The sequence below is a fragment of the Streptomyces sp. 1222.5 genome (genome assembly GCF_900105245.1).
Taxonomy (GTDB): Bacteria; Actinomycetota; Actinomycetes; order Streptomycetales; family Streptomycetaceae; genus Streptomyces; species Streptomyces albidocamelliae.
Window position 1 is genome coordinate 1,889,429 of the sequence record NZ_FNSZ01000001.1, and the last position, 13,925, is coordinate 1,903,353.

The following is a 13,925-nucleotide window of genomic DNA, read 5'->3' on the forward strand; positions in this document are numbered from 1 at the left end:
ACACGGTACATGCGCCATGTACCGATTGGTACAGTCGTGACGTGGTGACCATGGACGACTCGCATCCCGAGGGCGAGGCCGAGCAAGGCGCGCACGGGGCTCGGCGCGCACAACTGGTGGACGCGGCTGTCGATCACGTCGCGGCACACGGCATCGCGGACCTGAGCCTGCGCAGGCTGGGCGCCGCGATCGGCGTCAGCCACCGCATGCTGATCCACTACTTCGGCTCCAAGGAACAGCTGCTCGTTGAGATCGTCCGGACGTCGGAGCGACGCCAGCGCGACGTGCTGTCCCAGCTCCGCATGGAGCCCGGTCTCTCACCCGCCGATGTCGCGCGGCTGCTGTGGCGGCAGCTCACGGCCCCTCGGCTGGCCGGTCAGGAGCGGCTCTTCTTCGAAATCTGCGGGCACGCGCTGCGCGGCCGCCCCGAGGCCGCCCCGGTCCTCGAAGGGCTGGTGACGGACTGGCTGGAGCCGCTCGTGGCCGCCGAGGTCGGGGCGGGGGCGGACCCTGCCGTGGCCCGGAACCGGGCCAGGCTGGGACTCGCCGCCGTCCGCGGCCTGCTGCTGGACCTGCTCGCCACCGGTGACCGCGCCGGCGTCGACGCCGCAATGGAGGAGTTCCTCCGGCTGTACTACGGCTCAGAGTGAGGAGATCACCGATCAGGCCTCGAGGTTTGCGGACCGGGAGGACTTCGACGACCCGACGGGCCGGGGGACGATGCGCGGGCCGTTGGAATGTCGGCCCCACAGCAACAGCCCGATGCTGACCGCCACCAACACGGCGAACACCGGCCAGATCACCCACGCCTGCGCCGCCCAGCCAGGCACCGCCGCACTGGCGTAGTTGGTCACCGGCCCCAGCACAGCCGCCACCACTGCGGCTGCTCCCGCTACCGCCGACCCGGCCCACGCACCCCGTCTACGCCCCATGGTCTGCTACCCCCCGTCCACCGACACCAGGATGCTCCCGCCTGGATCACGTCCATGGAAGGTTGCGGGTGGTCACGACGCGGGCGACGGTGTTGCTCCGGTTCAGCGGCCGGATGCGGAGCCTGCTGCTTGAACGCCATCATCCGCCGCCCGGCGCGGCCCGGGCACCAGGGCAGGCAGCAGCTTGAGCCGCTTGTCCATGTGAGGTAGGTGGTCCAGTGCGTGCTACGCCCGCATCCAGGTGGCGAAAGCGTCGACGAGACCGGTGTAGAACGCCTCGCCGGGCACTGAGCCGGGATTCTTGCTGGCGTCATAGAAGGCGACATTGGTGAAGCTGGCTGAGGTGGAGGCGTTGAGGTTCTTGTAGAAGGCGAGCTTTCCCCTGCCGAATCCGACGAACAGCCAGAACACACCGAGGGACGCGGTGTTTTGCAGCAGTGAGCGGACTTCGGCCTTGTCCCATGGTTCGTCGCCGACCTGGGTCACGATGAAGGCCGGCTCGCGGGCACCCGATTCTTGGTAGTGGCTGACGGCGCGGCGCATCGCCTCTGCTACGTTGCCCCAGCCCCAGTCGACTTGGGTGTGGAGTTGGCCAATGCGGCCTCGGTAGTTGTCCAGCCGGATTTCCTCCAGGAACGGCTCTTCTCCGCTGGAGAAGACCACGGGCACGGTGCCGTCGTCATCAAGGTTCGCTGACAGGGCCAGTACACGCTCGGCAAAGGCCTGGACTGCAAATGACTCGTACAGCTCTTCCATGTGCCAGTCGTGGTCCAGGATCAGGTACACGGCTGCCCGCCGGCCCGAGATGCCTCGGTCCACGAGAGCCTGGCCGGCCTGTCGTGCGGGTGCCAGAAGGCTAGGTGCCTGCCGTTCCACCTTCGTCAGATCCACTACGTTGCGCCCAGACGTGACACGCCTCTGGGTTGAAAGCGGCCCGGCCGGTGCGGCAGCCGGTTCCGGGTCGACGTCAACGCCGTAGTCGGTGGCCAGTCCGGCCAGGCCAGAGGCGTATCCCTGCCCCACGGCGCGGATCTTCCAGCTTTCACCTCGCCGGTACAGTTCCGCCAGGACCACGACCGTCTCCCCCGAGGCGAAGTCCGGGGCGAGAAACGACAAGGCTGGCGCGCCGTCCTGTGCGATCGTCAATTGCGGTGCGCGGGTGAAGACCGCTCCCGCGCGTGCGGGGAGCAGTTCAGGTGGACGCGGATGCGCGAGGCATACCCAGGACCATCCCCGCGCGCGGGGATGGCAGTCTTCTATGGCGAGAGGGACAACTTTCCGTTCTGACCTGGTGGCCGCCCAGACTTCGAACTAGGCCGACGAACGGCTCCGCCCGCGGCAATCGATGGGCCCCTGCAGCGACGGATCTCCTACTGTCCCCGGCGACGGCGCCAGAAGTCACGCGCGCTCGATGACTGAGCCCACATAGTGAATCTTGCTGCAGCGGCGACAGCGATGATCAGGAGCACAGGAACAACTCCGTTCACTTCGCTCTCCCCCCTCTCCATCAGGCTCCAACGTCGGGTTGGACGTAGGTCTCGGCCCCGGGCACCGCGAAGTTCAGTGTGCCCCGTCGACCGCGGTCAAAGCCTGCGCGGCTGGTGAGGGGGCAGCTCTTCTGATTCCAGCCGGAGCCAGCGCAGTCAGGGGCAGGGACTCGAACATCTGCCTGCTTCAGGAGGCCTCACTGGCCGCCGGGCCCCCTGATTTTCGTAGCGAGGACAGGATCTGAACCTGCGGCCTCTGGGTTATGAGCCCAACGAGCCACCGAGCTGCTCCACTCCGCGTCGGTGGTGCCACTCTAAACGGGGCGTTCTGGGCCAGCGGGACGTCAGTCGCGGACGATATTCTCCGCCTGAGGGGGCCCTTCAGCAGGCATCGCGCCATGAACATACCGCTCGAGGGGATGCGCGAACCCGGTGAGGGCCCGGCACGCCGACAGCACCCGGCTCCGGGCCCTCAGTTGTCGCACGCACGCGGCGAGAATTCGGCTCCGCCGCACTACGCGTGCACACGGCGCGGCACAGAGACCTCCACCGCCCTCGTACGTCCCGCGCCCTCACCGGGGAACTGCAAGACGGTGTCCGGCCGGCAGAACTCCCACGCCCGGAAAAACTTCCCCTCGCCGGTGAGCGCCTGGTACGCCCCGTCGGCGCTGACCGGGCAGGCGGCATGGTGCACGCAAGCCCCCAGCGGATGCCCGGCATGCGGCTGCTCCTCCACAAGGAACCCGCCCTCCCGCTCCGCGGCCGGGGGCCAAGGACCGGCAACGATCGCGGCTGCTGCGACGGCAGCCGCCGGCCGTCGGGCGCCCGCTTCTCCGCCGCGGCGAGCGCCTGCCCGACCGCGCTGATCTGCAGTCGAAGATAAATCGTCACGGTCTCGGTCTCCGCAAGCCGCTGATCGAGATACGCCAGGATTGCTCGCAGACGCGGAGGTATCATTCTTGATTAACCGGCGGCATCAAACTATCGGCCGAGTCCGCAAATTCAACCAGCCCTTCTCCCGAAACGACAAGAGGCATTACCCCGCCAACATCGGATACGAGCCATCCCACGACATCTTCTGTAGTCACACCGTCATCTTCGTCATCCCACCTCGCGCGCCATCCGCCACCGGGTAGGACTCCGACTACACGCCCCGCTCGCTCGAGGCGACTGAAGTCAGAGAAGGAGGTGACTGGCCTTAGAGTTCCTGCTGCGGTATCAACGACGAGAGCAGCCCCGGTTACAGGGTCCCACGCTTCCACGTCACGCATTCGGGCCATTTCTCCGCCTTCGACGCCAGAGAAGTATGCGGTCCAGCCGGTCTTGTTGAAGTATTTCATAGAACTTACCACTCCTCGAATTACATCAGGCCGCGCCTTCAGGGAAGGGCTCCGCCGCACCCTTGAGTCTGGCGGAGCCCAAATCCACGTTACCTGACCTTAATTGAACATTTGGTTGATCGGATGTGCCGTGCGAAGCGTTCCATCCTCGTTGACTATCACGCGAATGCCCGACGCGTCGTGACCGCCGTCATTCTCGCTCAAAGTCCCGATCCTCCTTCCGAAATCGTATTCGTAAACCGTTCCCGTTCTCGGATTTCCGTTTTTGTCTGGAGTGTTGGGGGTGCCGCGGCCGCGTTGTACCGTCTCAGCTAGGAGCTTCTTTGAAGCGTGCCCGCAGGGAATCCCCCAGGACGCTGAGGAACATGGCCCGGTGCCGGTCGTCGGGGGCGACTGCTTCCACCGCCGAACGCCCGACCGTCACGGCTTCCTCCAGGTCGACCGTGGCGCCGCGCCTCTCGTACCGGATCCGCAGGGTGTTCCCGAGGTTGCTGAGGTACATGGCGCGGTACGGGCTGCCGGCGGGTGTGGCCCGGACGGCCCGGCGGCCGACCGTGACGGCTTCGTCGATGTCGGCCTCGGCACCGAATGCACCGAACCGTGTTCCGAGGGCGTTCCCGAGGTTGCTGAGGTACATGGAGCGGTAGGGGGCGTCGGCGGCTGCGGCCTGAACGGCCCGGCGGCCGACCGCGACGGCTTCGTCGATGTCGGCCTCGGCAGCGAACCTGCCGAACCGCAGGCGTAGGGAATTGCCCAGGTTGCTGAGGTACGCGGCGCAGTCGGGATGGTCGGGGGGCACCGCTTCCACCGCCTGCCGGCCGACCGCGACGGCCTCGTCGATGTCGGCCACGGCGCCGCCCCTCTCGAAGCGGGTCCCCAGCGCGGCCCCGAGCCGGGCGAGACACTCCGCGCGTTCGTAGGGATCGCCGGTGAGGGCTGCTCGGAGGTCCTGGCGGCTGACCGCGACTGCCTCGTCCAGGTCCGGTACGGCGGCGGCCGCCCCGGACGGGGGCTGCACCGTTCGGCCCCGACCGTGGGGCGCCGCTCGGCCCCGACCGGCTTCGGCACGCATCCGAAGCGCTCTGAGCAGGTCCAGCACGCTCTGCCGTTCAGGCACCCGATCCCCCACCTACCTGCGTTCCGATCGCATCGAGGCTAGCGCCGACGCCGCCTCGGACACGGGGTATTCCGCCGATTGCGCCGTAACACGGTCACTGCCGTGGGGTCAGGTGCCGGCGTGCAGGTGGGCGCCCCAGACGGAGGGTGCGAGGGGGAGTTGGCGACGCAGGTCGCGGACCGTGGCGTGGAGTGCGTGCGCGGCCCGTTCGGTGTCGACCTCCTTCGTGCTGTCGGTGAGATGGGAGTAGAAAGTGTCGGCGATGTCGGCTGCGTACCCGTCGTCGATCTCCCAGAGGGTGCCGATGACGTGGGCGAACCCGGCGAGCTGGAAGGCGGCGGTCAGGTGGATGGACTCGTCGAGCAGGTCCTGGTTCCGGGCCAGGGTGGTGGAGCAGGCTGACAGGTAGGCCAAGCGGGCGTGGTCGAGGTTGACCGGGGCGAGGCTCGCGACGGTGAGCGGCGCGTCCTGCCAGTCGTGCAGGAGCAGCATGCTCCGGGAGGGGTCGGTGGGGTGGCTCGAGCCGTGACAGGCGAAGTGCGCGATGGTGACCTCGGCGAGACGGGCGAAAACCGCGGACCGGGTAGGCATGCGATCGCTCGTATGGAAGCCGCCGGTGCCAGGGTCGGGCTCGGCGAGCAGTACCGGGTGGGGCAGGCGGGCCATGAGCTGCGTGGCTTCCCGGGTCGCTTCCGGTAGCCGGTCCCGGTGGTGCAGGCCGGGCGTCGAGGGCATGGCGACGACGAGGGCTCGTGCCTGGGCGGGTGGCGGCTGGGTGCGTGGGCGACGGGCGTATTTCAGCGCGGTGATGGTCGGGGTGTAGGAGGAAACGACCCGGTCCAGGGCTGTCCGAGTCCGGTAGCCGGCGTCATCGGGTCGGGTGTGGTGGCCGGCGGCGTGCAGGGGCAAGAGGCTGAGCAGACCGCCGGGCGCCCACCACACGCGAGGCCACGCCTGGCCGTCGGCGGGAGGCCCGTCGAAACCGAGCGCGGTGCAGGGTGAGACACGCCTGGTCGGCCAGGAACAGCAGGGTGGCCGTGTCGTCGCAGACGACGTGCCTCACCGTGCCGCCCTCCTTGGCGACCTCGGCCCGCTCGATCCAGTCCGGGTAGTGGTCCGGCGTGTTCTTCTGCATGAACCGGGGCCCGTCGACGCCGTCCGGATACCTCTCCAGCATCAGCGGACGGCCCCGGACGTGCGGCAGCAGCCAGGGCGCGACGGACCGGTAGTAGTCGGCGAGGTCGCCCTTGGTGTATTCCGCGACGCCCGCACCGCCCGGGAAGAGCACCTTGCCGGGCCGCTGGATCCGCACCGTGCGGCGGCCCGCCCGGACGGTCCTGGCGTCGCCGGGGCTCATCGCACGACCGCCTCCTCCACCAGCAGCTTGGCGGCCGCCGCGATACCGGCGGCGTCGATGCCGGCCGCGTGCAACTGCTCGTCCGGGGCGGCCGATCCCGGCATCACGCGCACCGCGAGCCGGACCAGCCGGGGTACGGGCCCGCCGTCGGCGAACGCCTCCGCCACGGCGTCCCCGAGGCCGCCCTCCGGGTGGTGGTCCTCGACGGTGAGCAGGCAGCCGGTCTCCTGCGCCGCCCGGCGCAGGGTCTCCGCGTCCACGGGCTTCACGGAGTACAGGTCGACGACCCGCACCCGGATGCCGTCCTCGGCCAGCCGGTCGGCGGCGGCCAGCGCCTCGGGCACGGTGACCCCGGCCGCGACGACGGTCAGCCGGTCGTCCTCCGAGGAGCGCAGCGTCTTGCTGCCGCCGACCGGGAACTCCTCGTCGGGACCGTAGACGACCGGGCTCTTGCCCCGGGAGGTGCGCAGGTAGCGGACGCCGTCGAGGCCGGCCATCGCGCCGACCAGCCTGGCGGTCTGGTTGGCGTCGCACGGGTACAGCACGGTCGAGCCGTACACGGCGCGGAACATCGCCAGGTCCTCCAGGCCCATCTGCGAGGGCCCGTCCTGCCCGATGGAGACACCGGCGTGCGAGCCGACCAGGTTGAGACCGGAGCCGCTGATGGAGGCCATGCGCACGAAATCGTAGGCACGGCTGAGGAACGCGGCGAACGTGGAGGCGAACGGCACCCAGCCGCGCGCGGCCATGCCGACCGCCGCGGCGACGAGCTGCTGCTCGGCGATGTAGCACTCGAAGAACCGGTCGGGGTGGGCCTTGGCGAACTCCTCGGTCCGGGTGGAGTCGCCGACCTCACCGTCCAGGGCGACGACGTCGCCGCGGGCGCTGCCGAGCGCGGCGAGGGCCGCTCCGAAGGCGTCGCGGGTGGCGACCTCGTCCCCCAGGTCGTAGCGCGGGAGCTGGAGGACCTCGGTGGTGGCCGAGCGCAGCACGGCGGCGGCCGGCGGCTCGCTGACGCGGACGTGCAGGTCGCGCGGTCCGCCGAGTTCGGCGATGGCCTCCTCGGCCTCCGGCAGGGGCTTGCCGTGCAGTCCCTCACGGTCCTCGACGGCCGCCACGCCCTTGCCCTTGAGGGTGCGGGCGAGGATCACGGTGGGCTGTCCGGTGGTGGACAGCGCCTCTCCGTACGCTCGGTCGATCTTGTCGACGTCGTGCCCGTCGATCTCGACGGTGTGCCAGCCGAAGGCCTGGAAGCGGCGGGCGTAGGCGTCCAGGTCGTGGCCGTGCCGGGTGGGGCCGCGCTGGCCGAGCCGGTTGACGTCGACGATCGCGGTCAGGTTGTCCAGGTTCTCGTAGCCGGCGTGCTCGGCGGCCTCCCACACCGATCCCTCCGCCAGTTCGCTGTCGCCGCACAGCACCCACACCCGGTAGTCGACGCGGTCCAGCCGCTTCCCGGCGAGGGCGATGCCCACTCCGACCGGGAGGCCCTGGCCAAGGGAACCGGTGGCCGTCTCCACCCAGGGCAGGCGCCGGGGGGTGGGGTGGCCCTCCAGCCGGCTGCCGAGCTTGCGGAAGGTCATCATCTCGCCGTCCTCGACGGCGCCGGCGGCCTTGTAGGCGGCGTACAGCAGCGGCGAGGCGTGGCCCTTGGACAGGACGAAGCGGTCGTTGGCGGGGTGTTCGGGACGCTCGAAGTCGTAGCGCAGATGGTTCGCCAGCAGGACCGCCATCAGGTCGGCCGCGGACATCGAGGACGTGGGATGCCCGGACCCCGCGGCGGCGGCCGCCCGTACGCTGTCGACGCGCAACTGCTGTCCCAGTTCGGCGAGTTCGGCGGTGTTCATGTGTCTCCTCGGTCTCCTTGCGCAGAGTCGTCGGGATGGGGGCGGTCCACCGGGTCAGGGGGATCGGTCCGCCTGACCGGGCCGGGGGCGGGGTGGCCGGGCGCGGTGTGCTCCGGCCTGCTCCCGGCGGGCTCCGCGCCCGGCTGGTTCTTCGCCGGTTCACCGCCCGGCTGGTTCTTCGCGGGCTCGCCGCCCGGCTGGTTCTTCGCCGGCTCGGTGCTCCGGCGGTACGGCTGCTTCGTCATGGGGTCGCCTCCTTGCCGTCCGGTCCGGTACCGGACGCCGGCGGCGCCCCGGTGTCCGGGCCCTTCGCGGTCCGCTCCCCCGTGCGGTCCGGTCCGCCCGGTACCCGCGCCAGCTCGGGTGAAGCCGTGTCGAGGGGTACCGACCACGCCCGTACGAGCCCGAGCTGGACGCCCTGGCGCGGCAGTACGGCGTCCAGCAGCCAGTCGGCGGCGACCCGCACGCGGTTGCCGGGCAGCGACGCCAGGTGGTAGCCGCGGGTGACCGCGCCGGCCGCCGCGCCGGACAGCGGGACGCCGAAGGGGTTGGCTGCGGCCCGGATCCCGCCCAGGTCGACGGCGAAGCCGAGGTCGCGATGGCGGTAGGGGCGCCGTCGCCGGCCGAGGCCGAGCGAGGCGGCCACGTTCTCCCCGGCCACCCGGCCCTGCCGCCAGGCGTGCTGGGCCGTCATCGACGTGAACTGCCCGGGCCGTTGCAGATCCGGTACGGCGGCCGCGTCCCCGCAGGCGAACACCTCGGGGCGGCCCGGCACCTGCAGATACGGGTCCACGATCAGCCGGCCCCGCTCCAGCGGCTGCCCGACGGCCTCCACCAGGGGATCGGGCCGCACGCCCACGCACCACACCAGCGTCCGGGACGGGACGAACTCCCCGTCCGTGAGCAGCACCCCGTCGCGCGTGGCCTCCTTCACCGACGTCCCCATCCGTACGTCCACGCCCCGCGCCCGCAGGACGCGGTCGGCCGTGCGGGACAGCCGCTCGTCCATCTCCGGCAGTACCCGGGGCGCCACGTCCAGCAGGATCCAGCGCGGGCGCACACCGGCCGGCAGCGGGCTGCGGCGGGCCAGCTGGTCGGTGAGCATCTTCAGGTGGGCGGCCACCTCGGTGCCGGTGTACCCGGCGCCGACCACGACGAAGGTGCACCGGGCCGCGCTGGTGGCCAGGTCGTCGTCCGCCGCGGCCAGTTCCACCTGCCGGGTCACGTGGTCGCGCAGGTAGAGCGCCTCGGGCAGCCCGCGGAAGCCGTGCGCGTGCTCGGCGACCCCGGGGATGGGCAGCAGCTTGTTCACGCTGCCGACGGCCAGCACCAGGCGCTCGTAGCCGAGGGTGCCCGTGCCGCCCTCCGGATCGGTGTAGTGGACGGTCTGCGCGTCGAGGTCGACGCGGCCGGCCTCGCCGAGCACCGTCCGCACCCCGCGCAGGGTGTCGGGCAGCGACACGGTGACCCTGCGGGCCTCCAGGACGCCGGCGGCGACCTGGGGCAGCAGGGGCAGGTACAGGAAGTAGTCGGTCGGGTTCAGCAGGGTGATCTCGGCCCGGTTCCGGGTCAGGCGGGCCAGGGTGCGGGCAGCCCGGTACCCGGCGAATCCGGCGCCGACGATCACGACGCGAGGTCGACTCACGGTGCGCCTCCGGCAGTGTGGCTCGTCCCAGGTTTTCCGCGTAACCGGGGCCGGTGCACCCAAACGCAGGACGGGTCACCCGTACGCCGGTCGGAGCACCCGAACGCCGTCCCGCGGGGGCCCTCCACGCCCGGCCGCGGCGGCGTTTCGCCCGGTCGCGTCCGGTTACCCGGCCCGGGACCGTTCGAAGACCCCCTGCCGGCGCTCCCGCGGAGGTGCCCCCCATGCCCGAGTACGGCTATTTCCTGGCGACCGAGGAACACGACCCCGCCGAACTCGTCGAACAGGCCCGGATGGCCGAACAGGCCGGCTTCCAGGCGCTGTGGATCTCCGATCACTTCCACCCGTGGAACGACGCGCAGGGACAGAGCCCCTTCGTGTGGTCGGTGATCGGCGCGCTGTCCGAGGCGGTGTCCCTGCCCATCGAGACGGCGGTGACCTGCCCGACCGTGCGGATGCACCCGGCGGTGGTGGCGCAGGCCGCGGCGACGAGCGCGGTGATGACCGAGGGCCGGTTCCGGCTCGGCGTCGGCACCGGTGAGGCGCTGAACGAGCACATCCTGGGCGACCGGTGGCCGCCGCTGCACGTACGCCTGGAGATGCTGGAGGAGTCGATCCAGGTGATGCGCCGGCTGTTCACGGGCGAGGAGGTCGACCACCACGGGAAGCACTACACGGTGGAGAACGCCCGCCTCTACACCGTCCCCGACGAACCCGTGCCGATCGACATCTCCGGCTTCGGCCCGAAGGCCACCTCCCTCGCCGCCCGGGTGGGCGACGGCTACATCACGATGATGCCGGAGGAGGAGATGGTCACCAAGTACCGCAAGGGCGGCGGCGGGACCAAGCTGGTCAGCGGCGGCACCAAGGTCTGCTACGGCACGGACCGCGACGACTGCGTCCGTACGGTGCACGGGCTCTGGTACAACGAGCTGCTGCCCGGCGAGATGGGCCAGGTGCTGCCCTCGCCACGGCACTTCGAGCAGCTGCACGAGCTGGTCACCGAGGACATGGTGCGGGAGAACGTGGTGTGCGGGGACGACGCCGAGGAGCACGTGTCGGCGCTGCGGGCGTACGCGGACGCCGGGTTCGACCGGGTGTACGTAAACCAGATCGGGCCGGATCAGCGGGGATTCTTCGACTTCTACCGCACGAAGGTGCTGCCGCGGCTCGGCGAGTGAGGGGCGGTCACTCTTCGTCGCCGGGTGCGGGTCGTCGGTCGCTCGTCGCGCAGTTCCCCGCGCCCCTGAGTGAGGTTGGGCGGCCCGGCCTTGGCGAAAGGTGCCGGTGTTGCGCGAGAGGCCCCGGCCACTCCTTGTGGCCGGGGCCGTTCTTTTCCGGTGCTGTCCTGTTCGTCAGGCCCTGTGGTGGGGGCCGCCGGGGTCCGTGGGAGGCGGGGGCGGGGGTTCCGTCGGCATCGGCGGGTAGGGCATGCCGAGGCCGCTGGGCGGGCCGGGCTGCGGGGTGCCTCCGATCACGTGGTGCGGTGCGTGCGGCGTGTGGTGCTGCCCGTGGCCCGGGCGTGCGGCACCGCGCAGCAGGAAGGCCGCCACGCCCATGATCGCCGCGGTGATCAGCGCGGCCGCCCAGCCGGGGAGGCCGATCGCGAGGGCCAGGCCGACGGCCAGGGCCACCGCGGCGCCCGCGTAGAGCGCGGTGGCACCGGAGGCGGCGTAGAGCATGGCGGTGCGGCGTTGCTTGCGGCTCTGCTCGCGCAGTTCGTCGCGTACCGTCTCGCGTGCCACCTGTGCCAGCTCTTCGACAAGGTGCTTGTCCAGATGTTCCAGGTGATCCAAACGGTCCATGTCCTGCGTCTACCCGGTGGGAACGGCAGGTAACGCCCAGCACCCCGCGTCGCCGGTGCCGCCCCAACTAGGCTCGGACACATGGAGATTCTGGGCGCCTCGCTGCGCATCTGCGTCGACGACATCGATACCGCGATCCCGTTCTACGAGCGTCTGGCGGGCGGCAGAGCGCAGCGCTTCGACCGCGGCGGGGTCCAGGTCGCCGCGGTCGGCTCCTTCCTGCTGATGAGCGGCCCGGAAGCGGAGCTGGAGATCCTGCGCCGGGTGACCGCGACGATCGCCGTCAAGGACGTGGAGGAGGCCCACCGGCTGCTGACCGACCTCGGCGCCCGGGTCCTCGCCGGGCCGGTGCCGACGCCGGCGGGCCGCAACCTCCTCGCGATGCATCCCGACGGCTCGGTCTTCGAGTACGTCGACCAGCGGGGCTGACCCGGTCAGACCGGATCCGGCCGCATCCGGAAGTCGTGCCGGGCGGGCAGCGGCTCGTCGCTGAGGCGGGCCCACAGCCGGCCGATCACGTCCGCGCCCTCCCGGAGGTCGGCGACCTCGAAGCCCTCGTCGAAGACGGCCCTGGCCCGCGCGCTGCTGCCCTCGGCCAGCAGCAGTTCGGCGTGGAGCAGCCGGAACCGGCCACGCTGCCGTACGGCGGGCAGCAGCCGGTCCCACACGGCCCGTGCCTGCGCCGTGCGCCGGGCCCTGAGCAGTGCCTCGAGGGTCTCGCGGCCGAGCGCGGCGACGGCGGCCGTCCAGGTCTCGCCGTCGTCGCGGCGCTCGCGGCAGAGGTCGTCGAAGGCGTCCGCGTAGCGTTCGGCGGCCCGCTCGTGGTGCCCGGCCTCCTGGTCGGCGACGGCCAGGCAGCGCAGCAGGGGCCAGAGGGAGGGCGCCAGCGGCAGGGCGCGTTCCCAGCTGCGGACCGCCTGGGCGCGGTCGCCGGCGTGCCACTGGGCGACGCCGAGGTGGTACTCGGTGTGCGGGGTCGCCGGGGCCGTCTCCAGCATGTCCCGCCAGTGCGGCGCGACCAGGGTCTCACCGGGCGGCCGCACCCGGCGCGGCTCGGGCAGGGATCCGGTGCGCAGCAGCTCCCGCCAGGGCGCCTGCGCCTCGCCCAGGGCGGACTCGGGGAAGGGTGTGCCCGGCAGCTTCCAGTCGGCGCGCAGTACCTCGAGCGCGCCCCAGCCGGAGCCGACGGCCAGGATCTCCGCCGGTTCGGTGTCGGCGCACGGCTTCCAGACGGCGTACGCCTCCTCGACCCGGGTGCGGGGCAGTGCCGACGCGAGCCGCCGCTCCGCCCCCTGGACGGCCTCGGTCCACTCCCCGCCGGGCTGGGCGTCGAGCGGCCCGTACGCCTCCAGCCAGGACACCTCGCTCTCCGCCTCCAGCCGGACGTGCTCCAGCTGGGTGCGGGCGAGTCCGGCCTGGATCTCGCAGTAGCCGCCGGTGCCGGGCTCGGTCAGCCACTGCTGCCAGCGCCGGCCGCCGGGTCCGCCGCCCCACACGAAGAGCTTGCGGCCGCGCAGCACGTCGGTGGAGGTCTGCACCAGCCCGTGCCCGTCCGCGTCCAGCGCGGCGATCCAGCGGCGGCGGCCGTCCGGCACCTCGTAGAAGTAGTCGGCCGCGTACGGGCTGTTCGGCGGGTAGGTGCGGTCGACACCGTCGTACGTCGGGACGGGCACGCGGCGCAGCCGGCGCTCGTAGCCGAAGAACCAGGCCTCCTCGGCGGGGGCGAGGACCCTGACGTCCTCGGGGACGGCGATGTTGGACCACCAGTAGGTGGGCACCGGCCGCTCGTGGGGATTGCGGATCCGGGCGCCGACGTAGAGGAAGTCGGAGCCCTCCGGCAACCACAGGTCGACCTGGAAAGGCAGGTCGCGCAGCCGCTCCCACTCCCACAGGCGCAGCATCTCGCCGCCGTCGGGGGCGGGGACGCGGGCGGCGTGCAGCGGGGCGCAGGAAAGAGTGGTGTGGCCGGTGGCGCCGATGTTCCATTCGATGCCGCCGGAGTACCAGGCGCCGTTGAGGGCGAAGTTGGCGGGCTGGAACACCGGGTTGCGGTAGAGGAGTTCGCGTCCGGTGGGCAGGTGGAGCAGGGAGGCGATCCGGCCGCCGAGGCCCGGCAGGACGGTGGCGCGCAGCCGGTCGTTCTCGATGACCAGCGCCTCGACCGGCCGGGGTTCGCGGGTTCTGCCGTAACCGTCGCGGACACGGACCGGCAGTAGGCTGCCCAGCGGTTCGTGGCCTAGCTGGCGGGCCATGTCGCGGGGCATCTCCTCCCGATCCCGGTCGTCGATGCGGTGGACCTCGTCGAGCGGGCGCAGCGGGGGCAGCGGGTTGTCGGGCCCCAACCGCGCGGCGGGCAGGGTCAGTACCTCACGTCGGATCCTCGTCACGACGACCATGG

The 13,925-nt window shown here is 71.4% G+C and carries 14 protein-coding genes, 1 tRNA gene and 1 pseudogene; 3 read left to right on the forward strand and 13 right to left on the reverse strand.

Going from position 1 to position 13,925, the window contains the following annotated elements:
- Positions 1–50 precede the first annotated feature (50 nt).
- Entirely contained in the window at positions 51–650 is a 600-nt protein-coding gene (locus BLW57_RS08525) for a TetR/AcrR family transcriptional regulator (RefSeq protein ID WP_093480598.1), read from the forward strand.
- Positions 651–662: 12 nt separating this feature from the next.
- Here BLW57_RS08525 and BLW57_RS08530 read toward each other — a convergent pair whose 3' ends face one another.
- The 11 genes and pseudogenes from BLW57_RS08530 to BLW57_RS08575 all read right to left on the reverse strand — a co-directional run bounded on the left by BLW57_RS08530 (position 663) and on the right by BLW57_RS08575 (position 9,722).
- Entirely contained in the window at positions 663–854 is a 192-nt protein-coding gene (locus tag BLW57_RS08530) for a hypothetical protein (protein WP_143051589.1), read from the reverse strand.
- Between the two features lie 303 nt (positions 855–1,157).
- Positions 1,158–2,078 carry a VWA domain-containing protein gene (locus BLW57_RS42875; RefSeq protein WP_305656585.1) on the reverse strand — a complete coding sequence of 307 codons (921 nt, stop codon included), beginning with the start codon at positions 2,076–2,078 and terminating at the stop codon, positions 1,158–1,160.
- 567 nt (positions 2,079–2,645) lie between these two features.
- Positions 2,646–2,719: transfer RNA gene (locus BLW57_RS08540), tRNA-Met, on the reverse strand.
- Positions 2,720–2,933: 214 nt separating this feature from the next.
- Positions 2,934–3,155, reverse strand: coding sequence for a hypothetical protein (locus BLW57_RS43055; RefSeq protein ID WP_371127779.1), 222 nt, complete (start codon positions 3,153–3,155; stop codon positions 2,934–2,936).
- A gap of 217 nt (positions 3,156–3,372) precedes the next feature.
- Positions 3,373–3,759, reverse strand: coding sequence for a hypothetical protein (locus BLW57_RS08550; RefSeq protein WP_093473371.1), 387 nt, complete (start codon positions 3,757–3,759; stop codon positions 3,373–3,375).
- A 307-nt stretch (positions 3,760–4,066) separates the two neighbouring features.
- On the reverse strand, positions 4,067–4,777 hold the full coding sequence (locus BLW57_RS08555) for a tetratricopeptide repeat protein (RefSeq protein ID WP_176985513.1): 711 nt from the start codon (positions 4,775–4,777) through the stop codon (positions 4,067–4,069).
- 207 nt (positions 4,778–4,984) lie between these two features.
- A complete protein-coding gene (locus BLW57_RS08560) occupies positions 4,985–5,785 on the reverse strand; it encodes a CHAT domain-containing protein (protein ID WP_256339431.1) in 801 nt (266 codons plus the stop codon).
- Positions 5,786–5,831: 46 nt separating this feature from the next.
- A pseudogene (locus BLW57_RS08565) lies at positions 5,832–6,233 on the reverse strand (ATP-dependent DNA ligase); the annotation flags it as partial.
- Positions 6,230–8,077: a transketolase gene (locus BLW57_RS08570; RefSeq protein WP_093473376.1), complete on the reverse strand. Its 1,848-nt coding sequence runs from the start codon at positions 8,075–8,077 to the stop codon at positions 6,230–6,232. The pseudogene BLW57_RS08565 and the gene BLW57_RS08570, both read right to left, overlap by 4 nt.
- Complete coding sequence (locus tag BLW57_RS41315; protein ID WP_176985514.1) at positions 8,074–8,322, reverse strand: hypothetical protein; 249 nt, start codon at positions 8,320–8,322, stop codon at positions 8,074–8,076. The genes BLW57_RS08570 and BLW57_RS41315 overlap by 4 nt, the downstream gene beginning before the upstream one ends.
- Entirely contained in the window at positions 8,319–9,722 is a 1,404-nt protein-coding gene (locus BLW57_RS08575) for an NAD(P)/FAD-dependent oxidoreductase (protein WP_176985515.1), read from the reverse strand. The genes BLW57_RS41315 and BLW57_RS08575 overlap by 4 nt, the downstream gene beginning before the upstream one ends.
- Positions 9,723–9,946: 224 nt before the next feature.
- Here BLW57_RS08575 and BLW57_RS08580 point away from each other — a divergent pair, with 224 nt between their 5' ends.
- Positions 9,947–10,903: an LLM class F420-dependent oxidoreductase gene (locus BLW57_RS08580; RefSeq protein ID WP_093473377.1), complete on the forward strand. Its 957-nt coding sequence runs from the start codon at positions 9,947–9,949 to the stop codon at positions 10,901–10,903.
- A gap of 174 nt (positions 10,904–11,077) precedes the next feature.
- Here the strand turns inward: BLW57_RS08580 and BLW57_RS08585 are convergent, their stop codons facing one another.
- Positions 11,078–11,527, reverse strand: a complete 450-nt coding sequence (locus BLW57_RS08585; protein ID WP_093473379.1) for a phage holin family protein — start codon at positions 11,525–11,527, stop codon at positions 11,078–11,080.
- Between the two features lie 81 nt (positions 11,528–11,608).
- Between BLW57_RS08585 and BLW57_RS08590 the strand changes: the two genes are divergently transcribed.
- Entirely contained in the window at positions 11,609–11,956 is a 348-nt protein-coding gene (locus BLW57_RS08590) for a VOC family protein (RefSeq protein WP_093473380.1), read from the forward strand.
- Positions 11,957–11,961: 5 nt separating this feature from the next.
- Here BLW57_RS08590 and BLW57_RS08595 read toward each other — a convergent pair whose 3' ends face one another.
- Positions 11,962–13,923 (reverse strand): DUF5107 domain-containing protein, encoded by a 1,962-nt coding sequence (locus tag BLW57_RS08595; protein ID WP_093473382.1) that lies wholly within the window; start codon positions 13,921–13,923, stop codon positions 11,962–11,964.
- Positions 13,924–13,925: the final 2 nt, after the last annotated feature.